17 protein-coding genes are annotated in these 19,469 nt (G+C 43.7%); 13 read left to right on the top strand and 4 right to left on the bottom strand.

Annotated features, from left to right (window positions below):
- Positions 1-229: 229 nt before the first annotated feature.
- From WJM94_RS02430 to WJM94_RS02420, 3 genes are all read left to right on the top strand, one after another.
- Positions 230-1,024, top strand: coding sequence for a DUF5602 domain-containing protein (locus WJM94_RS02430; RefSeq protein ID WP_444492649.1), 795 nt, complete (start codon positions 230-232; stop codon positions 1,022-1,024).
- Between the two features lie 262 nt (positions 1,025-1,286).
- Positions 1,287-2,723, top strand: coding sequence for a helix-turn-helix transcriptional regulator (locus WJM94_RS02425; RefSeq protein WP_444492648.1), 1,437 nt, complete (start codon positions 1,287-1,289; stop codon positions 2,721-2,723).
- A 129-nt stretch (positions 2,724-2,852) separates the two neighbouring features.
- Complete coding sequence (locus tag WJM94_RS02420) at positions 2,853-5,510, top strand: alpha-amylase family glycosyl hydrolase (protein WP_444492647.1); 2,658 nt, start codon at positions 2,853-2,855, stop codon at positions 5,508-5,510.
- 225 nt (positions 5,511-5,735) lie between these two features.
- Here the strand turns inward: WJM94_RS02420 and WJM94_RS02415 are convergent, their stop codons facing one another.
- The 3 genes from WJM94_RS02415 to WJM94_RS02405 form a co-directional block, all read right to left on the bottom strand.
- A complete protein-coding gene (locus WJM94_RS02415; protein WP_444492646.1) occupies positions 5,736-7,472 on the bottom strand; it encodes a response regulator in 1,737 nt (578 codons plus the stop codon).
- Positions 7,462-8,643, bottom strand: a complete 1,182-nt coding sequence (locus WJM94_RS02410) for an FIST signal transduction protein (RefSeq protein ID WP_444492645.1) — start codon at positions 8,641-8,643, stop codon at positions 7,462-7,464. Before WJM94_RS02410 ends, WJM94_RS02415 begins: the two co-directional genes overlap by 11 nt.
- A 113-nt stretch (positions 8,644-8,756) precedes the next feature.
- The gene (locus WJM94_RS02405; RefSeq protein WP_444492644.1) at positions 8,757-9,113 is read right to left on the bottom strand and encodes a hypothetical protein; all 357 of its coding nucleotides are present in this window, start codon (positions 9,111-9,113) and stop codon (positions 8,757-8,759) included.
- A 257-nt stretch (positions 9,114-9,370) separates the two neighbouring features.
- Between WJM94_RS02405 and ccoN the strand changes: the two genes are divergently transcribed.
- The 10 genes from ccoN (at position 9,371) to uspE (ending at position 18,371) form a co-directional block, all read left to right on the top strand.
- Entirely contained in the window at positions 9,371-10,798 is a 1,428-nt protein-coding gene (ccoN, locus tag WJM94_RS02400) for a cytochrome-c oxidase, cbb3-type subunit I (RefSeq protein WP_444492643.1), read from the top strand.
- A gap of 13 nt (positions 10,799-10,811) precedes the next feature.
- Positions 10,812-11,432, top strand: a complete 621-nt coding sequence (ccoO, locus tag WJM94_RS02395) for a cytochrome-c oxidase, cbb3-type subunit II (protein WP_444492642.1) — start codon at positions 10,812-10,814, stop codon at positions 11,430-11,432.
- Between the two features lie 9 nt (positions 11,433-11,441).
- On the top strand, positions 11,442-11,615 hold the full coding sequence (locus WJM94_RS02390; protein ID WP_444492641.1) for a cbb3-type cytochrome oxidase subunit 3: 174 nt from the start codon (positions 11,442-11,444) through the stop codon (positions 11,613-11,615).
- Positions 11,615-12,589, top strand: coding sequence for a cytochrome-c oxidase, cbb3-type subunit III (ccoP, locus tag WJM94_RS02385; protein WP_444492640.1), 975 nt, complete (start codon positions 11,615-11,617; stop codon positions 12,587-12,589). The genes WJM94_RS02390 and ccoP overlap by 1 nt, the downstream gene beginning before the upstream one ends.
- Before the next feature lie 105 nt (positions 12,590-12,694).
- On the top strand, positions 12,695-13,171 hold the full coding sequence (locus WJM94_RS02380) for a FixH family protein (RefSeq protein ID WP_444492639.1): 477 nt from the start codon (positions 12,695-12,697) through the stop codon (positions 13,169-13,171).
- Between the two features lie 4 nt (positions 13,172-13,175).
- Positions 13,176-15,539 (top strand): heavy metal translocating P-type ATPase, encoded by a 2,364-nt coding sequence (locus WJM94_RS02375; protein WP_444492638.1) that lies wholly within the window; start codon positions 13,176-13,178, stop codon positions 15,537-15,539.
- Positions 15,540-15,554: 15 nt separating this feature from the next.
- On the top strand, positions 15,555-15,719 hold the full coding sequence (gene ccoS / locus WJM94_RS02370) for a cbb3-type cytochrome oxidase assembly protein CcoS (RefSeq protein WP_264901534.1): 165 nt from the start codon (positions 15,555-15,557) through the stop codon (positions 15,717-15,719).
- Between the two features lie 9 nt (positions 15,720-15,728).
- Positions 15,729-16,406 carry a sulfite exporter TauE/SafE family protein gene (locus tag WJM94_RS02365; protein WP_444492637.1) on the top strand — a complete coding sequence of 226 codons (678 nt, stop codon included), beginning with the start codon at positions 15,729-15,731 and terminating at the stop codon, positions 16,404-16,406.
- A 90-nt stretch (positions 16,407-16,496) separates the two neighbouring features.
- Positions 16,497-17,243: an FNR family transcription factor gene (locus WJM94_RS02360; protein WP_444492636.1), complete on the top strand. Its 747-nt coding sequence runs from the start codon at positions 16,497-16,499 to the stop codon at positions 17,241-17,243.
- A 180-nt stretch (positions 17,244-17,423) separates the two neighbouring features.
- Positions 17,424-18,371 (top strand): universal stress protein UspE, encoded by a 948-nt coding sequence (uspE, locus tag WJM94_RS02355; protein WP_444492635.1) that lies wholly within the window; start codon positions 17,424-17,426, stop codon positions 18,369-18,371.
- A 127-nt stretch (positions 18,372-18,498) separates the two neighbouring features.
- On the opposite strand, the gene ttcA is transcribed toward uspE, so the two are convergent.
- Positions 18,499-19,392: a tRNA 2-thiocytidine(32) synthetase TtcA gene (gene ttcA, locus WJM94_RS02350; RefSeq protein ID WP_444492634.1), complete on the bottom strand. Its 894-nt coding sequence runs from the start codon at positions 19,390-19,392 to the stop codon at positions 18,499-18,501.
- Positions 19,393-19,469 lie beyond the last annotated feature (77 nt).

Genomic DNA, 19,469 nt, shown 5'->3' with positions numbered 1-19,469 from the left:
GACTTTCTCACAAGTAAGTGTTTATTGAATGCAGGCCTAATCTTGTTTCACTAAAGCGTCCGGTCTTTGTACATCTACTGGCAGTGTATAAATGGTTTTCAGCAGAAAAAGGCCTACACTTGTTCAGAGGAAAATTAGTTATAACTTTTCCACGAAATAATGCCGAATCCTGTTTTGTTTATGGGCCTGATTCCAAAAGCTAGATGCCCTAGCGTTGAGGAGAGTTGTTATGTCGGATGACAAAAGATCTAAGTCAAAATCGTTAATTAGTTTATCCACCATAGTGGCTTCCATGCTTCTCGCTGGATGCGCGTCGGATATGGAAAAGGTAAAGCCTGGTACGTATGAAGGGTCAAAAACTCCCATTGGTCAGGGAGAAGCACACTCGTTTGTAACGATAGGAGAAAATGGCACGCCGACAAAGATCGGTGTCAAACTGTCTGAATCAGCTTTGTCTGGACTACCGATGCCTGCAACAGAACATGAATACGAATACAATCTACCGTTACCTCCTGAACTTTTCTCCACTGGGTACCGTCAGATAGTAATTGGATGGAACCCGCATGGGCATATTCCGGTTGGTGTCTATGACACACCGCACTTTGATTTCCATTTCTATTTGATAGATTCGAGTGATCGGAAAAAGATAACAGCTGTCGGCGACGACCTTGCCCGCGCTCATAAAGCACCACCTGAACAGTACATGCCAACCGGTTACATTCTCCCGCCCGGAACCGAGGTGCCTAACATGGGGGCTCATGCCGTTAACCCCCAAGGAGACGAATTCACTAAACATTCCTTCACCAAAACTTTCATTTATGGGTTTTATGACGGTCAAATGATTTTCGTTGAGCCGATGATCACCAAAGCTTATCTCGAAACAAAGCCGGACGTACACTCAACAATTGCCGTTCCTCACAAATATTCTTCGCCAGCCCATTACCCTACAAGTTATGTAGTCGTGTATAACCAGGCCAATCGAGAATATGAAATCAGTCTGGAAAATTTGGTGTTGTCTGAGTGACCAAAACACCTGAATTAACTGATTGAAACTCTTAATTGAAGTGCCTAGCCAACCCCAAAACCAGTCGCTTGAACACAAGACTCGTTCAAGCGACCGGCAATTTCGCAATTTGTAAAAACGCGCAGCCCATATAGGTTTGGGCAACAACGAATTCGAGTCTCGCAAAATAACTCAGAGCCCATGCCCTTTTCTTTGAGTGCGATAGCGAAACTCGCTTAGTTTTTCAGTAATAATAAGACCTTTGTTAAATCGACAATGAGTCATGCATATAAAACAGAATCCGATATCGACTTTTTTATGTAAAAAGCTTGGTCATAATCACTTGCGTATTGCAGGCGAGTATTGGCATATAGAGAAGTTGGTTACTCTGCAATGTATGATGCTGAAAGAGGCATCGAGCCTACAAGAAGGCCTATTATGGTGGAGCAAAAGCGTCTCTTTGTTTGATCGCCATTTGTACGTTACGGTCAAGAAAAATGATGATCAAATTCACATGAAACTCGACTGTAGAACAACTGAAATGCCAAGTTGGGCGGATTCCGTTTTTGATTTATTAATCATGCAATTGGATCTGCTTGATTTACGTGATTCCGTACAATTACACATTAATCCTAATAAACCATCTTCTGCTGACGTTGTAATATTGAACGAAGCAGAATCAGCTCATAGTGCTAGCGTGTTTGAATTGGTTAAGCACTTATACTTACTGCTTTCTCACCAACCAATTGAGCAACCAGAATTGATCAGTGTATTGAATGCCCTGTTCGTCAAAAATCACAACTATGCTCTCACACTAGAACAAGCAGCTCATCAGTTGGGTGTATCAAAACGCACCTTGCAACGTCGATTAAACGAGAAACATATGAGCTATTCCCAATGCATCGATTTTGCTAAACAAAAGCACGCGTTGGCGTTACTCGCAGATACCCAATTGACCACAAAGGAAATCGCCTATCAGCTCGGCTACGAAGAGCCTTCTAACTTTCATCGAACGTTTCGTCGTTGGTACGAATTCTCACCTATGCAGTACCGCCAACAATGTTTGGATAATCGTACTCAACTCAACCAACAGCCAATCCGTTTGTACTATGTCAAAGCTAATACCCTAGCGGAAAAGGACATCAACCTGCCAGTTGGCAAAATCTGGTTGGAAGTGGACAACATCGCATTTGAAAAAGTGGTCTCGGTAGAGTGCCGCGATCGTGATGGGGTGTGGCGTCACTATCCGGCGTTCTTTGAACGTTTCTTGACTAATGGTACCGAGCTATGGGCGACGACAGAGCTTCCTGTCGCGTATCCCCTAACCTTCAGGCTTTGCTATGAAGTAGATGGCGAGCGATACATTGATAACAACCATCAGCGTGATTATGTCATCTCCAAGGGGCTATTAATCGGCAGCACCGAATACATAGTGCCGACTCGGCAGCTTATTCAAATGAGCACTCAGTACATGCTGTTTGTTGAATTAGCATGCCGCCTTGAGGACGTAGCGAAGGTTGATTGCTTCGTCGATGATGAACCGATACCGCATACGATGAGCTTTACCCAACATTCACCAGACTACTCTTGCTGGTCACTACAACTATCGTTAATTCAAAGCGCTATGCAATGTCGATTCCGACTTTATGATGAATTGGGTCATGAGCTAGCCAAAGAGCATTACCCGATTCAATATCCGATTGTGCAACCACTCAGTTAAATTTGTTGCATAGATCAAATTCATCCCTTCATGACATCATTTCACGTCTTTTTTGGCGTGAAATGACACTCTAAATTTCAAGCCTTTGCTTTATCGTTTCCACATTGCTACTTAACGGAGACGAAAACCGTGTTTGAAACCCTACCTAACCATATGAATAAAATAAAAATACTTCCTTTAGCGATCGCCCTGGTGCTTTCTGGTTGTGGCAACGACGAAACCGCGCCAACAGATACAGGCAGTCACGTGGCATCTCCTGATTGGCAAGACCAAATCATTTACTTCTTGATGATTGACCGTTTTAACGACGACAACACCTCTCTTAACGATCAAGGTCAAAACGAATTCGATCCTACTTCTGATAAAAAATTCAGCGGCGGTGACCTTGTTGGTGTGAGCGACAAACTGAGCTATATCGAAGATCTGGGTGCTACATCTATCTGGATTACCCCACCTGTCGCAAACCAATGGTGGGATGCGGAACAAAACTACGGTGGCTACCACGGTTACTGGGCTCGCGATTTCCAAAAAGTGGATGAGCACTTCGGTGATATGGAAAGTTACCAAGCGTTAGCGCGTGAAGTCCATGCACGTAACATGTTTTTGATCCAGGATATCGTCACAAACCACGTGGGCAACTTCTTCACTTACGATAACCCATACAATTATGATCCAAGTTTACCTTGCCAAGGCTTCCGTTTGATTGAAAACGCCTTGCCAGAAGGTCAGAAACTGCCTTACCCACTCAACATGAACGAGTGTAAAGAAGACGGCACGGGCAGTTATCACTGGACACCAAGTATTACCAACCACAACGATTCGGTACAAGAGAAAACCTGGCAACTGTCCGATCTGGATGATCTCAACACCTCCGTTCCTGAAGTACGCGCCTACCTAAAAGAGAGCTACCGCAAATGGATTCGTGAGGTGGGTGTCGACGGCTTCAGAATCGACACGGTTAAGTTTGTTGAGCACGATTTCTGGAATGATTTTCTGCATTCCGACGATGGCGTGATGACACAAGCAGTTGACACTGGTCGCAATAACTTCCTCACATTTGGCGAAGTATTCGAAACTTCAACGCCTTACAACACAGAAGGCGAAGAGAAGATGCTGACTTACATTGGTGCAAGCGGCTCACCTAAGCAACTAACGTCTGTGCTTAACTTCCCACTGCAAACGACCATGACTCGCGTGTTTGCGGCTGGTCAGCCTACGGATTACTTACGTTTTCGTCTTGAGAAAATGATGGAGATGTTCCCTAACCCATACATCATGCCGAACTTCATCGATAACCACGACATGCCACGTTTCCTATCGCAAGGCAGCGTCAACGACATGAAGCAAGCTTTGATCACCATGATGGCAGTGCCGGGCATTCCTGTGATTTACCAAGGAACAGAACAAACAATGTCGGCAGCACGTGATGCGATGTTTGCTGGCGGTTATCGTGAAGATAGTGACAACATAGATTCATTCAATCAAAACAGTGAGATGTACCTGTTCATCCAAGAGCTTGCCAAGCTGCGTTCTGAAAACAAAGTCATGACACGTGGTGAAATAAAAGTTATTGGCAGTGACAAAGCGGGTGCTGGTGTATTTGCCTTCACTCGTACGTTGGATAACGATGAAGTCTTAGTTGTTATGAACACGTCGAACTCGCCTATGTTAATGAACCAATTGGATGTAGAACAAGCAAGTGGCACCGTATTCAAAAAGCAAATTATGTCGAACTGGGCAGATGCACCAGAGCAGTTAGTGGCGGATGAAAATGGTCATGTAACCCTAGAACTGCCAGCCAAATCTGCCGTGATCTACTCGAAAATGGGCGACTATCAATCTGTAGATACGCCAGACCTCAATATCCAACTGGATCAGGGTTGGGAAGGTCAAACCATCACCAGAGACATTGTTCTAACAGGTAGTGCTAACGCTAACGAAAAGTTGAACCTTGTTGTCGACGGCAACTTGGAAACAGCACAAGCGATAACAGTTGGTGCCGATGGTCAGTTCAGCGTCACGTTGTCTACTCGCCACTTCGCAATTGGAGAACAGCAGCACCGCTTCGCAATTTACTCAACCGAAAAGAAATCAGGCATTGAGGATGTCAACTTTGTGTCGAACCTCAGTTGGGCCAACATACCGGATGAGATCATCGATGATGCAGGCGATGCACAAGATGGCATGGGCGGTCCAAACGGCAACTACTCACTACCAACGGATCCAACGTTCGACAAAGACAATAGCCAACTTGCTATCGATAAAGCAGAAGTGTTCACGGTTGGCAGTAACGTGCGTTTGACCTTCACCATGGACAAAGTTACGGATACTTGGTTACCGCCAAATAACTTCGACCACGTTGGTTTCACCATCTTCATTGATTTACCAGAAGAAGCCTCAACCAACTTGTCTGAACTGCCGAAGATCAACGCGATCATGCCAAGCGGAACTTGGAGCCGCAATGCGGTGGTATTTGGCTGGCAAAGCTCGATCTACAACACTAAGGGCGCAAACGCGACGACATGGGGAGAGGCAGTCACACCAGCTCCTACAGTGACAGTAAATAAAGCGAATCACACCATTTCTCTGGACTTCTTGAGCGATGCACTTGGTCGCCCAGAATCACTGGATGGAATTCGTTTCTACGTCACCACTTGGGATTTAGATGGACTATCAGCAACTTACCGCCCACTTAGCCCCGAAAAAGGGCCATGGAATTTCTCTGGTGGTGCATCTGATGAAAGTAAGATTTGGGACGATTTACCGATTATAAAATTGTCTGAGTGAGCACATTAAAATATAAACAGCTTCATCATTCCAATTCAATGAAGCTGTTTTTGTAATAAGTGCAATTCAACATTTGTACAACTGCTGTAGGGTTGAAGTTCTTCGGGATAGGCATCACCTACTGCTTTGACCCAGAGGGAATTAAAAAATTGTTTTTGAGTATTTCTTCATAGCTATCCATGCTTTCACCGAGCTGTAAAATGTGGCGTACAAGGCTCGACTATATTAAGACTGATCATTTCCTTGATAGGCTTGAATTGCTTCGTAGATATCTTGTCTACGAACTGGTTTGGAAATGAAACTGTCCATGCCTGCTTCTAAACACTTGTCTCTGTCGCTCTCTAACGCATGCGCTGTCAATGCGATGATAGGTATTGTTATTCCTTTACCTCGAATCAGACGTGTGGCAGTAATTCCATCCATCACTGGCATAGAGACGTCCATCAGAATCATATCGATTGACTGATTGTGTTCTTCCAAAAATTCGAGCGCTTCTGCGCCATGGTTTGCGATGTGAACGTTGTGACCCAATTTATTAAGGATTAATTTGATAACGAGCTGATTCGACTGAGTATCTTCTACGATTAGTAGATTCAGTGTCTTAGTTGGTCTGTTCGCTTCGATTTTCACTGGTCGATTTTGACTAAACCTGGTTAGGACGGGAATCTTTACGACGAACAGCGAACCAACATGTTCTTCACTTTCTACTGTAATTCTACCGCGCATCATCTCCACTAAGTGTTTTGTGATCGCGAGCCCCAATCCTGTGCCGCCAAACCGTCTGGTTATCGATCTATCACCCTGGTGAAATGCAGTAAAAAGTCGTGATTGTTTGGCTTTTGATATTCCAATGCCCGTGTCAGAGATGGAAATAATCAGTTCGTCTTTTTGTTCTTGCATAGAAACGTTCACGATTCCACTATCAGTAAACTTAATCGCATTACCAATCAGGTTAAATAAGATTTGAGATAATCGGGTTGAATCAATCCAGTATTGTTTGTCTGAAGACAGTGCACAGTTAAGGTGAAAGTCTAGGCCTTTGTTTGTAGCTATTTGCTTTTGCTGGGAAATGACAAACATGACAGTGTCACTTAAATTGGTCCACTGCTCATGTAGTTGAAAGCTTCCCGACTCTATTTTGGATAGATCGAGTATATCGCTGATTATCGCGAGTAGCAGATCGGCTGAACATTCCATTTGGCTGAGTGCTTCGAACTGCTCGTTAGACAAAGTTGATTGACGAAGAACATCGAGCATACCCAAAACGGAGTTTAATGGCGTTCGAATTTCATGACTCATCATCGCTAGAAATTCGGATTTAGATTGGTTAGCAAGTTCTGCCTCTTCACGGGCTTTGGCAAGCTGTGTCGTTCGAACATCGACGATACGTTGTAACTTCTCTTTCGTTTCAATATCCATGACCGCACGCTCAATCAGGGGACGAAAACGTCGAAGTGTCTCTTTGTTTTCAATACTAAAATGCCCTTTTTGTGCACCAATCAATAAAATAATGCTCTGTGTTACTTCAGAGCGAATCCCTGTCAAGATGACTGAGTTAACGTGACTTTTAACGAAGACATTTAAATTAGAGAACTCACCTAAACTTAACGGTTCGAATAACAGTATACATTCGCCATTAAGAGCTCGCTCTAGTGTGTTACCGTGTAACCAATCTACCTTATTAAATACTTGGTTTGTTGATATTAAGGTCTTGAATGTTTGGCTGCTTTCGTCGCGGGTTATAACGATAAAATCGTCAAAATTAATGTACTTTTTTAAGACCGTATTCAGCCCAGTGAAGATTTCATTGCGGTGTCTGGCTTCACTCATTGCAGATATTGCTGAGAGAATGGCTTTGTTTTCATCAGCCAACAATTTTTCTCTCTGCTTTGCCTGTTGCAGTTCAACCAGCGCTTCTTGCAGCGCTTCCTGTTGATAGGTATCTAAGTATTTATCTTTCATAAGGTTTATGGAATATCGCCGAAGAGATCATTAGGTTTCCGTGTCCATTTTCACCGCCAATAAATCTTCCTTGCTCCCCAAACGTGAACGGGCAAATAAATGGTAGGTGTTCCAGTTCCTGGTTGATTTGGTCACAAACGCTATTCATGTCTTGCTTTAAGTGCAACATGGGACCTGCGCAAAATATGTTGATTACGCCAATTTTTCGAGACTCTTCTAACTTTTGATTGAATGCGATATTCACTACTTTTGCAGCCCGCGCCAACAGATGTTCACGACTTCCTTTCATTAAAGTGAGCTCATCTCCCTCAGCAATGTTCGTAAAGAGCTCTATACCACCTTCTTTTGTCTCGCGAATAGGATGAGATAATTTGTAGTAAGGCCTGTTATATAAGTGGCCTGCCACCCTGCCAAGTGGATAAGCACTAGAGTTAGTAAATAAAAGACTGTCTTTACCGGTTTGATTATGCTGGTGATTTGTCCACTTTCGATAACGTTCGAGTGCGGGTTCGCCATCAATTTCTAACAGACATCGGCCTTCAGTTTTGGTGGCAATACCTTTTATGTTTGTTGGTGTGTGCCCCGCACTGAATGCGATATCAACATGTTGAGAGGAATAAAATAACGTGAGGCTTACTCCTACTTTTGTATGTCCTTGTGAGGTAAAGACGGACCATTTGCCGACAACGTTATTATCGGCAGCAGACCCTCCAATAATTGGTACAAGCGTGCTAAATCTTTCATCGATAGATTCAATGATAGATTCTTCCTGGCCTGGGGTTGCATGGAGTAGGATTAAGTCGGGTACTTCCCCTATTCTATTAGCGTCTTCTAGAGCCATATCTAACGCGCGCATCACGCCCTTTTTATGTGTGCATTGAGATATGCCCGTCCCATAAGCATGTGGCTCTGGGTCATAGATGGCTAACGCCGCAATAACTGGTCCTGCATGAAATCCTTTATCAGTCATTACTGCTTGGCAGGAGCTTGCTCCGTGGAAAGGAATATCAGGAAAATGCTCTAGCATAGCGGCGCAAATGCGCTCGAAATCGTACTCTTCGGTGTAATAACAAATAACGTACGCCAGGCTTTGCTGGGTCAGTTCTGAACGAAGCTGTTTGATAGCTAAGTGTTCATCGGATATATGTGTAAAAACTGATTGGCACTGCATACGCTTTTAGTATTGTCTTTGACTCTTTAGTTATACCATTCTAACGTGCTATCGGAACGAAAGAAGATTCTCTTTTCTTCAAGATGTTTTGATTATCGCGCGTCATTTCTTATTTATAAATGCACTACGACAATATTTCGCTTTATTTTGAGCGTAATAATCTTGGTTTGTGAAATAGCTTCCCACTCGATGTTTTGATTTATTTCGCTGACATCTTTAAATTCACCTGATTGATCTAGATCAATTTTTAGACTGCTACTTTTCGGGCTTTCGAACGAAATTCCTGTCGAATCACGATTAATTGAAATTTTTTCCCCTGATATTGTTAAATCGCATCGCTCTTTTTGTGAGCAGTCAACCGTATTGGGCGTCTCGTGTGTAAAGGTGCGCCAGAAAAATGCAACAACTAAAATACTGAGCATGATTAAGATTTGTGCGAGTCGTGCCTTTGTTAACTTTTGTGCCGGCATAATTACCAATATCCTTGTTACAAACTTCAAACTTTTTAAATAAAAAATGTTTTCCCGAGCTTCAATAAGGTTACTACCCTGTCATTGAATTGTTAATTCGAGTATAGTGTCGAGCTGAAAATGCCACTTTTTATTAAAGTCAGCAATAGAAATAAAGTGATGATAACACTTGAATTCTAGAGTTTACTTGGGTGGTGTTACGACGCAAGTCGTGTTGGAAGTAAAGTGTAGTTAATTAGAAATTGGAAGCATGCATAATGAGCCAAGTAAAGCAGCTTGAACAAAACTACAACTATACAGTCGTTCGCCAATTTACCCTTGTGACCATTTTATGGGGCATAGTTGGTATGACTGTTGGTGTTTTGATTGCCGCTCAATTAGTTTGGCCACAGCTAAACTTTGATACGCCGTGGTTGACGTACAGTCGTTTACGTCCGCTGCATACTAATGCGGTAATTTTTGCGTTTGGTACAAGTGCCCTGTTCGCAACATCTTATTATGTTGTTCAGCGTACTTGTCAAACACGTCTTTTTGGTGGCCCACTCGTTGCCTTCACCTTTTGGGGATGGCAAGCAATTATCCTAGCCGCAGCAATTACTCTACCACAGGGGATGACTACCTCTAAAGAGTACGCTGAGCTGGAATGGCCTATTGATATCGCTATTGCGATTGTATGGGTTTCGTACGCAGTGGTGTTCTTCGGCACATTGGTAAAACGTAAAACCTCCCACATTTATGTGGCGAACTGGTTCTTCGGCGCGTTTATCATCACCGTAGCAGTACTTCACATCGTGAACAGCATGGCAGTCCCTGTTTCCTTGACTAAATCGTACTCGATTTATTCTGGGGCTGTGGATGCGATGGTTCAATGGTGGTATGGACACAACGCGGTAGGTTTCCTACTGACGGCTGGTTTCCTGGGTATGATGTACTACTTTGTCCCTAAACAAGCTGAACGTCCTGTTTACTCTTACCGTCTATCTATCGTTCACTTCTGGGCTTTGATCTCCCTATATATCTGGGCAGGTCCTCACCACCTTCACTATACTGCTTTACCAGACTGGACTCAGTCACTGGGTATGGTGATGTCATTGGTTCTATTTGCTCCATCTTGGGGTGGTATGATCAACGGTATTATGACGTTGTCTGGTGCTTGGCATAAGCTTCGTTATGACCCTATCCTACGTTTCCTAATTGTGTCGTTGTCTTTCTACGGTATGTCTACCTTCGAAGGCCCAATGATGGCAATTAAGACAGTAAACGCGCTTTCTCACTACACCGACTGGACCATTGGTCACGTTCACTCTGGTGCTCTGGGTTGGGTTGCTATGGTTTCTATCGGTTCGGTTTACCATTTAGTACCTCGCCTGTTCGGCCAAGAGCGTATGTACTCTGTCGGTTTGGTTAACGTGCATTTCTGGTTAGCAACAATCGGTACGGTTCTATACATCGTAGCGATGTGGATTTCTGGTGTTATGCAAGGCCTTATGTGGCGTGCAGTTAACTCTGACGGCACACTGACTTACAGCTTTGTTGAGTCTGTACAAGCGTCATACCCATTCTATTTTGTACGTTTCCTAGGTGGTTTAATCTTCCTGTCAGGTATGCTTCTCATGGCATACAACACGTACAAAACAGTTACTGCACCAAAAGAGAGCCTTAAGGCTATCCCACATCCGGCATAAGGAGATTTAAAGAATGAGTAATAATTCTAATAATCGCCATGAATTCCTAGAACGTAATGTCGGTTTGTTGGCTATTTTTATCGTTTTTGCTATCAGTTGGGGCGCTCTTGTTGAGATCACTCCTCTGCTTTTCCAAAAACAAACGACTGAGCCTGTAGAAAACCTACGTGCTTATTCCGCTTTGGAAATGGAAGGTCGCGATCTATTTATCCGCGAAGGCTGTAGCGTTTGTCACAGTCAGATGGTTCGCCCTTTCCGCTCTGAAACTGAACGATACGGCCACTACTCTGTTGCTGGTGAGAGCGTTTGGGAACATCCGTTCCTTTGGGGTTCTAAGCGTACCGGTCCAGATTTGGCTCGTGTAGGTGGTCGTTACTCAGACGAGTGGCACCGTGTTCACCTAATGGATCCACGTGAACTTGTTCCGGAATCAAACATGCCTGGTTTCCCATGGCTAGCCGAAAACGTCCTAGACGGTAAGCTAACCCCTAAGAAACTGGAGCTGTTCCGTGACCACTTCGGCGTTCCATATACAGATGAACAAATCGCGAATGCGACTAAAGAAGTAGAAGGTAAAACAGAGATGGATGCAATCATCGCTTACCTTCAGTCTCTTGGTCATGCAATGAAGTAAGGGGGACGTATGGATTTCGGTACAATTCATAGTGTTTATACCGTTGTGCTCTTCGTGAGTTTCATCGGCATTGTATGGTGGGCATTTAGCAAGAAGCGTAAATCTCGCTTTGAAGAAGATGCTTACTTGGTCTTTGCTGACGAAGAACAAACGCCCCAACATAACCAAGGAGTGAAGAAGTAATGACTACATTCTGGAGTCTCTGGATTATCGTGATTACTATCGGTACGCTTGTAGGCTGTGCAATCCTCCTGACTTGGTGCGCTAAAGATAAAATGGGCGTCGAGGAAGGGGCTGACATGGGCCACGAGTACGATGGTATTCGCGAGCTAAATAACCCGCTACCTAAGTGGTGGACTTATCTTTTTGTGAGTACATTTGTGTTTTCTGCGGTGTATCTTGCTATGTTCCCGGGTTTAGGCAGCTTTAAAGGCTTCTTGAACTGGGAGAGCTCGGCTCAAACCGTGCGCTCACTTGAAGAGTCAAAAGAAGCTATTGCTGCGGCACAAGAGAATAAACAACTTAACCAATACGCGAAAGAACTGGACGATGCGGATGCTTACTTTGGTGAAGCTTTCCGTAAACTAGCACATAACGATAACGGCTTACGCCCTGTTCCTGAAATTGCTAACGATCCTGAAGCGCTTAAAGTTGGTCAACGTTTGTTCTTGCAAAACTGTTCACAATGTCACGGCTCAGATGCTCGTGGTCAGAAAGGGTTCCCTAACCTTACTGATAATGCATGGCTGTATGGTGGTGAACCGCAAGCAATCGTAACTACCATCACGCATGGTCGTGTTGGTCAAATGCCAGCATGGAAAGATGCGCTTGGTGAAGAAGGCGTTCAAGAAGTGGTTAGCTACGCGCTTAGCCTATCTGGACGTAAAGTTAATGCTCGTGAAGCAGCAGCAGGTAAAGCACGCTTTGTTGTATGTGCAGCGTGTCACGGTACAGATGGTAAAGGTAACCCAGCAGTTGGTGCTCCTGACCTGACTGACCAAGACTGGCTGTTTGGTGATTCACGCGCAGCTGTTACTGAAACTGTAATGAATGGCCGTTCTGGTGTCATGCCTGCCTGGAAAGAAATTCTGGGTGAAGACAAGATCCAGCTTGTTGCATCATATGTCTGGAGTTTGAGCAACTCTGAGAATAAGTAACCGAGATATTCAGTAACATTGCAATAACAGCCCCTTTCATAGGGGCTGTCTTTCCTTTAAATTTAAAGCCTCCTATTTTTTCATTTAGCTGTTGAGAACGTTTTTATGGTAAAGCCTTGGTATAAACAATTTTGGCCGTGGTTCCTGATCATCCTGCCGCTGACTGTTATTTCCTGGACGATAGTTACAGTGGTCATCTTCTCGAACAACTCCGTTTCTTTAGTTGCTGAGGATTACTATAAAAAAGGTAAAGGTATTAACATCGACATCAGTAAAATGAACGTCGCTCGTGACCTGAATCTTAACGCTAATATTTCTTCTGACAGTAATACGGTTGTGATTCATTTCAACAAGGGTGAATTAACTCACTACCCGGCTTTAACTGCCACTTTCACTCACCGTACGCTTCCTGATCGCGACTTTTCAAAACTAGTGACCGCAGATGCTTCTGGGAACTACCGATTAACGCTGGACCATGAAATTATGGGCCCTTGGTTTGTTGAGCTTCAGCCACACGACAAGCAGTGGATGATTCAAGGGAAAGTAGAATTTCCTGCCGCCGACACTGTTTTGATGAAGTAATCTTATGAATAAATCCTGTTACCACTGCGGTGAAGATGTACCAGCCAACACGGATTTTAAGGTAGAAATACTCGGTGAAATCCGCGACATGTGTTGTCCGGGCTGTCAAACGGTTGCACAAACTATTGTAGATAGTGGCCTTGTTTCTTATTACCAGTACCGCACCGCCCCTGCTGAAAAAGCTGAACTTGTTCCAGAGCAACTTCAAGCGCTTGTTCATTACGATAACGAAGATGTTCAATCTGAGTTTGTACGTAATCGCGAGAATATTTCGGAAGTGACGCTTTCTTTGGAAGGCGTCTCCTGTGCTGCATGTGCTTGGCTGATTGAAAAGCAAGTCTCTGGGACAAAAGGCATGGTTTCAATTCGAGTTAACACGACAACCAACCGTGCTTTATTAGCTTGGGATAAAACCCAAGTGCGTTTGAGCGAACTGCTCTCAGTTATTCATAAGCTCGGTTACAAAGCAGCGCCATTTGAGGCAGATACACAAGAAGCTTCCTACCATCGAATGATGAAGCAATACCTATACCGATTAGGGATTGCTGGTTTGGCTACAATGCAGGTAATGATGCTTGCTGTGGCCTTGTATCTTGAAGTTTTTGGTGATTTAGAGCCGGAGTTTAAGAACTACTTCCGTTGGGTCAGCTTGATATTCGCTACGCCTGTTTTGCTCTATTCCGCGCTTCCTTTCTATTTAAATGCCTTGAGAAGCATCAAAGGTCGTACATTAGGGATGGATGTCCCTGTCTCTATCGCTCTTATCTTTGCGTACGTCGCTAGCCTAATCGCAACCGTTACAGAACAAGGTGAGGTGTTCTTCGAGTCTATTTCGATGTTTACCTTCTTCTTGTTAGTTGGACGTTTCTTGGAGATGAGAGCACGACGTAAAGCTGCAGCTGCGAGTGGTAACCTGCTTAAGTTGATTCCAGCGATTGCGACTACCCTAGACGGAGAACAAATCCCGGTTAAGACGCTAAAAATTGGCGATTGTATTCGTGTGCTTCCAGGTGAGCATATTCCAGCAGACGGTAAAGTAATTTCTGGTCGCATTCATATCGATGAATCAATGCTAACGGGTGAGTCCGTCCATGTGGTTAAGAAAGAAGGCGATGCCGTTTATGCTGGTACGCTAAACGGAGATGAGTCGTTTGAACTTGAAGTGACCAGCTCTAAGGCTGATTCAATGATTTCAAACATTATCCGTTTGCAAGACGAAGCTCAGTATTCGAAGCCGAAAATCGCAGAAATTGCAGATGTTGTTGCGCGTTATTTTGTGGGTGCGATTCTTATTATCTCAGCGGGAACCTGGTTCTACTGGCATCAGACCAAACCGGATGATGCATTTTGGATAATGTTGTCAGTATTAGTCGCGACGTGTCCTTGTGCCCTATCTTTAGCAACGCCAACTGCTTTGACTTGTGCTACATCTCGCATGGGTAACTTTGGTATTTTGCTACGTAAAGGCCATGTTTTCGAAACTCTGTGCAAAGTGAATCATCTAGTTGTAGATAAAACCGGTACGTTGACGAAAGGCGACATCGAAATCTGTCGTACGAGTGTGTTCAGCACGCTTTCTGAAGCAGACAGCCTTGCACTTGCCGCAGCACTTGAATCTTATGCTAACCACCCAATAGCACGCTCGTTTTTGGGTTACGTAAAGGATGATGTCATCATTTCTGATGTGAAAAACGTCATTGGTTCCGGTATCGAAGCTGTTTGGAACGATAAAGTTGTTAAGATCGGCAGCGCATCGTTTGTGGTTGGGGAAAATCGTGATGAAAGTAACGCGGTGTATCTTTCTTTAAACGGTGAACACGTCGCGACGTTCTATTATCGTGACCCGATTCGTAAAGAAAGTCAGGCATTCATTCAGCGTTTTGCAGAAGCTGGTATCAAAACAACGTTGCTTACTGGTGATTCGATACAAAACGCTCAACCTGTTGCGGATGAAATCGGTATTGACCATGTGATCGCTTCTGCAAAACCAGAAGACAAACTCGCGTATCTTAAGAGCTTGGACAGCGATGACATTACCATGATGGTTGGTGATGGTATTAATGACGCTCCTACTCTTGCTGGTGCCCATCTTTCGGTTGCGATGGGCGGCGGTACAGATGTGGCAAAAGCATCAGCTGATATGACTTTACTTGGTGACAATCTGGAAAAATTGCTTGAAGCTCGCCAACTTGCACTTCGCACGAGAAAGATCATCCGAGAAAACTTGGCTTGGTCTTTGGGCTACAACCTGTTAATTTTGCCTCTGGCTGTTGCTGGTCTGGTTGCACCATACATTGCAGTTGTTGGCATGTCAGCAAGCTCGATTATTGTTGTATCCAATTCATTAAGATTGCTGAAAGAGAAATAAATAGAGAAAGCTAACATGGAAAGTATTTACATATTGATTCCCATCGCCATTGTTCTGGTCTGTGTTGCGGTCGCTATTTTTCTTTGGGCAGTGAGAAGTGACCAGTTTGAAGATCTTGAGCGACAGGGACATAACATCCTTTTGGACGAAGAAGATCAGTCTGAGAATAAAAAATCGTAGTTTTATTTTATGAATCCTGATTTTATCGGAGCATTGATGATCGGGCTCGTTGGGTCCGGTCATTGTATGGGGATGTGCGGCGGTATTGCTTCTTTGCTTTCTATCGGCGCACCCCAAACCAACCCCTCTTCTCTTATACCCCTGTATTACAATTTTGGCCGATTGGTCAGTTATATGCTGATTGGTGCTCTTGTCGGTGGCGCCATTTCAGGCCTGACGGAATTGAGCGGGTTAAATTACTCACTCGCGTGGTTACGCCTTGTAGCGGCAATATTTATGATTTTAGTCGCTCTTTATATTGCTAAATGGTGGCAAGGACTGCTCGCGGTCGAGAAACTTGGTCAATATCTTTGGAAGTTCATCTCTCCTGCCGGAAAGCGACTGTTACCTCTAAAAAGTCCAGTGCATGCCTTACCATTTGGTTTTATCTGGGGATGGCTTCCATGCGGCTTGGTGTATTCTGCGTTAACTTGGTCCGCGGTCTCTGGTAGCGCCGTGAATGGTGGATTGATCATGCTCGCGTTTGGAGTTGGAACTCTCCCCTCTATGCTTGCTATTGGTTTCGGCGCAAGTTATTTTCAGAAACTGCAAAAATCATTAATATTTAGAAATATCTCTGCGTTAATCCTGATTTGCTACGGTGGATATACTGCTGTGGGAGCACTGCAATTACTTGGTTTCATATAACGCAAAAGTCTATACCCACAATATTTTTGCTATCCTTTAGGATTAAGCGGTGCTAAAATATTGATGTATATCAAATAGTGAAAGGTTGTTATGATTTCTGAAAAACCAGCAACAAAGCGTATTCAATCAGGTGGTTGTGCGATTCACTGCCAAGATTGTAGCATTAGTCAGTTGTGTATCCCATTCACTCTGAATGAATCTGAACTTGACCAGCTAGATCAAATCATTGAGCGTAAAAAGCCGATTCAAAAAGGCCAAGAGCTTTTTAAGGCTGGTGACGATCTTAAGTCTCTGTATGCAATTCGTTCTGGCACAATTAAGAGCTATACAATCACTGAGCAAGGTGACGAGCAAATCACTGCATTTCACTTAGCTGGCGACCTTGTTGGCTTTGATGCGATTACAGGTGACTGCCACCCTAGTTTTGCGCAAGCACTAGAGACCTCGATGGTGTGTGAAATTCCATACGAAATTCTAGACGACTTATCTGGTAAAATGCCTAAACTGCGTCAGCAAATCATGCGTTTGATGAGCAACGAAATCAAAGGCGACCAGGAGATGATCCTACTTCTTTCTAAGAAGAACGCTGAAGAACGTCTGGCTGCATTCCTTTATAATCTGTCTACACGTTTCTCTCAACGTGGCTTTAGTCCTAGAGAATTCCGTCTAACCATGACTCGTGGTGATATCGGTAACTACCTAGGTCTGACAGTAGAAACAATCAGTCGTCTTCTGGGTCGTTTCCAGAAATCTGAGATTTTGAGTGTGAAAGGTAAATATATCACTATCTTAGATCACGATTCTTTGATGGAACTTGCTGGCGTAACCAAAGAATAAGTTTCCTTGTTAATTGATGTGGCTTTAAGCTGAGCCACATCATGTTTCTCACAAAATCCCTTCGAAAGTCCTCAAAAACTTCTTCAAACTAAGCTACATTAAAAATGTACGGTGAGTACTCCAATATACTGATTTACTTTATGTTCAGTAGTTGGTCTTGCAATATAAGTGGGCTTAGTTATGAGTATATACAGTAAGATTCTAGTTGTTGCCAACATCAATAGTGATGATCAACCGGCACTCGCAAGAGCGGTTCAATTAGCTCAAAAAAGTGTATCCAGAAGCCGTATTACTTTCTTTTTATCCATCTATGATTTCTCGTATGACATGACTTCAATGCTATCGGTGGATGAGAGAGATGCTATGCGACGCGGCGTTATCCATCAACGTGAGCAGTGGATGCGTAAAATCGCTCAGCCATACTTAGACGAAAGCTTTGACTTTGATGTATGTGTGGTTTGGCATAACCGCCCTTACGAAGCAATTATTGCTGAAGTGTTTGCGGGTAATCACGATCTCCTTATCAAAGGCACTCGTAAGCACGACATTTTAGAGTCTGTGATTTTCACGCCTACAGATTGGCATCTGTTACGTAAGTGCCCTATTCCGGTACTTCTTATCAAAAACGCGGATTGGCCAGAGCACGCTAATATTCTGGCTTCTGTACACATTGGTTCTGAAAACCCAACACACATCGATCTTAACGACGCTATGGTTGAGCGCTTACAAGAGATGTCTAATCGCTTGGATGCTGACGCATATCTTGTTAACGCATACCCGGTCACTCCCGCGAATATCACAATTGAGTTACCTGAGTTTGACCCAACGACTTATACAGATGCAGTGCGTGGTCACCATTTAACAGCCATGAAAGCACTACGACAAAAACATGGTATGAATGAAGACCAAACCATCGTTGAGCAAGGTTTACCTGAAGATGTAATCCCAGCAGCGGCAGAACGTTTAAATGCAGCAATGGTTATTTTGGGGACCACTGGGCGTACAGGTCTTTCTGCGGTCTTTATCGGCAATACAGCCGAGCATGTGATTGATAAGATTAATTGTGATGTTTTAGCATTGAAACCAAAAGGTTACATTAGCCCGCTAGACCCGAATACCGCAACATAAGCAATTTAAAATTTAATACATATATGAAAATCCCCGGTCTCGGGGATTTTTTTTGAACGTGAGAAAGCAAAAAGGAAGGCATTGGAGCCTTCCTATTTCTTCATGTTCTTTACTTAGTTGTGTTTACTTAAATGTTGGTAACATCAATAAACAGTGACTCATCAATGTTTGTGGAAGATACGACAGCTTCACTGAATTCGTACTCTTCACGGTTACCTTCGCGATCAAGTGGAAGGTTAACGAAGTCGAACAACTCTTTATCCGCTAATTGGCTTGGGCTTACGTTTTGGATCGACTTAAAGATAGCTTCAACTCGTCCAGGCGTCTTTTTATCCCACTCGATCAACATCGCTTTAATAGCCTGACGTTGCAGGTTCTCTTGAGAGCCACACAAGTTACAAGGAATGATTGGGAAATCCTTGTGCTCGGCGTATTTGATCAAGTCTTTTTCACGACAATAAGTCAGTGGACGGATAACAACATTTCGACCATCATCCGAGCGTAGCTTTGGTGGCATAGCTTTAAGGCGAGAACCGTGGAACATGTTTAGGAACATGGTCTCAACGATGTCATCCATATGGTGACCCAGAGCCAGCTTTGTAGCACCAATCTTTTCAGCGAATGAATAAAGCGTACCGCGGCGAAGACGAGAACACAGACCACATGTTGTCTTACCTTCTGGCACCTTTTCTTTCACAACAGAGTAAGTGTCCTTATCTACGATGTAGTAAGGAATGTTCAGTGTTTCAAAATACTCTGGAAGAATATGTTCAGGAAAGCCTGGTTGCTTCTGGTCCAGGTTTACTGCCACAACTTCGAATTTAATTGGTGCTGCCTTTTGAAGATTCAGCAGGATATCGAGCATCGCAAATGAATCTTTACCACCACTAATGCATGCCATGACAACATCACCTTCTTCGATCATGTTGTATTCAGTAATGGCATTTCCAACATTTCTTCTTAAACGTTTTTGAAGTTTGTTGAATTCAAGGGTTTCTTTTCTTGTATCTGTCTGGTTCATTGCGGGCTCTCACATTGCCGATAACATCGACAGTCGGACTTCCTAACGTGGTTTTCTATGGGGCGTGGATTATACGG

This window comes from Vibrio sp. YIC-376 (assembly GCF_052353105.1).
In the GTDB taxonomy this organism is placed as follows: Bacteria; Pseudomonadota; Gammaproteobacteria; order Enterobacterales; family Vibrionaceae; genus Vibrio.
This window is presented reverse-complemented; position numbering and strand designations above follow the sequence as displayed.

Bases quoted from the DNA above. Each gene is read 5' to 3' on its own strand.
- WJM94_RS02430 (WP_444492649.1), top strand. From the start codon at position 230: ATGTCGGATGACAAAAGATCTAAGTCAAAATCGTTAATTAGTTTATCC.
- WJM94_RS02425 (WP_444492648.1), top strand. From the start codon at position 1,287: ATGCATATAAAACAGAATCCGATATCGACTTTTTTATGTAAAAAGCTT.
- WJM94_RS02415 (WP_444492646.1), bottom strand. From the start codon at position 7,472: ATGAAAGATAAATACTTAGATACCTATCAACAGGAAGCGCTGCAAGAA.
- WJM94_RS02410 (WP_444492645.1), bottom strand. From the start codon at position 8,643: ATGCAGTGCCAATCAGTTTTTACACATATATCCGATGAACACTTAGCT.
- WJM94_RS02405 (WP_444492644.1), bottom strand. From the start codon at position 9,113: ATGCCGGCACAAAAGTTAACAAAGGCACGACTCGCACAAATCTTAATC.
- ccoN (WP_444492643.1), top strand. From the start codon at position 9,371: ATGAGCCAAGTAAAGCAGCTTGAACAAAACTACAACTATACAGTCGTT.
- ccoO (WP_444492642.1), top strand. From the start codon at position 10,812: ATGAGTAATAATTCTAATAATCGCCATGAATTCCTAGAACGTAATGTC.
- WJM94_RS02390 (WP_444492641.1), top strand. From the start codon at position 11,442: ATGGATTTCGGTACAATTCATAGTGTTTATACCGTTGTGCTCTTCGTG.
- ccoP (WP_444492640.1), top strand. From the start codon at position 11,615: ATGACTACATTCTGGAGTCTCTGGATTATCGTGATTACTATCGGTACG.
- WJM94_RS02380 (WP_444492639.1), top strand. From the start codon at position 12,695: ATGGTAAAGCCTTGGTATAAACAATTTTGGCCGTGGTTCCTGATCATC.
- WJM94_RS02375 (WP_444492638.1), top strand. From the start codon at position 13,176: ATGAATAAATCCTGTTACCACTGCGGTGAAGATGTACCAGCCAACACG.
- ccoS (WP_264901534.1), top strand. From the start codon at position 15,555: ATGGAAAGTATTTACATATTGATTCCCATCGCCATTGTTCTGGTCTGT.
- WJM94_RS02365 (WP_444492637.1), top strand. From the start codon at position 15,729: ATGAATCCTGATTTTATCGGAGCATTGATGATCGGGCTCGTTGGGTCC.
- WJM94_RS02360 (WP_444492636.1), top strand. From the start codon at position 16,497: ATGATTTCTGAAAAACCAGCAACAAAGCGTATTCAATCAGGTGGTTGT.
- uspE (WP_444492635.1), top strand. From the start codon at position 17,424: ATGAGTATATACAGTAAGATTCTAGTTGTTGCCAACATCAATAGTGAT.
- ttcA (WP_444492634.1), bottom strand. From the start codon at position 19,392: ATGAACCAGACAGATACAAGAAAAGAAACCCTTGAATTCAACAAACTT.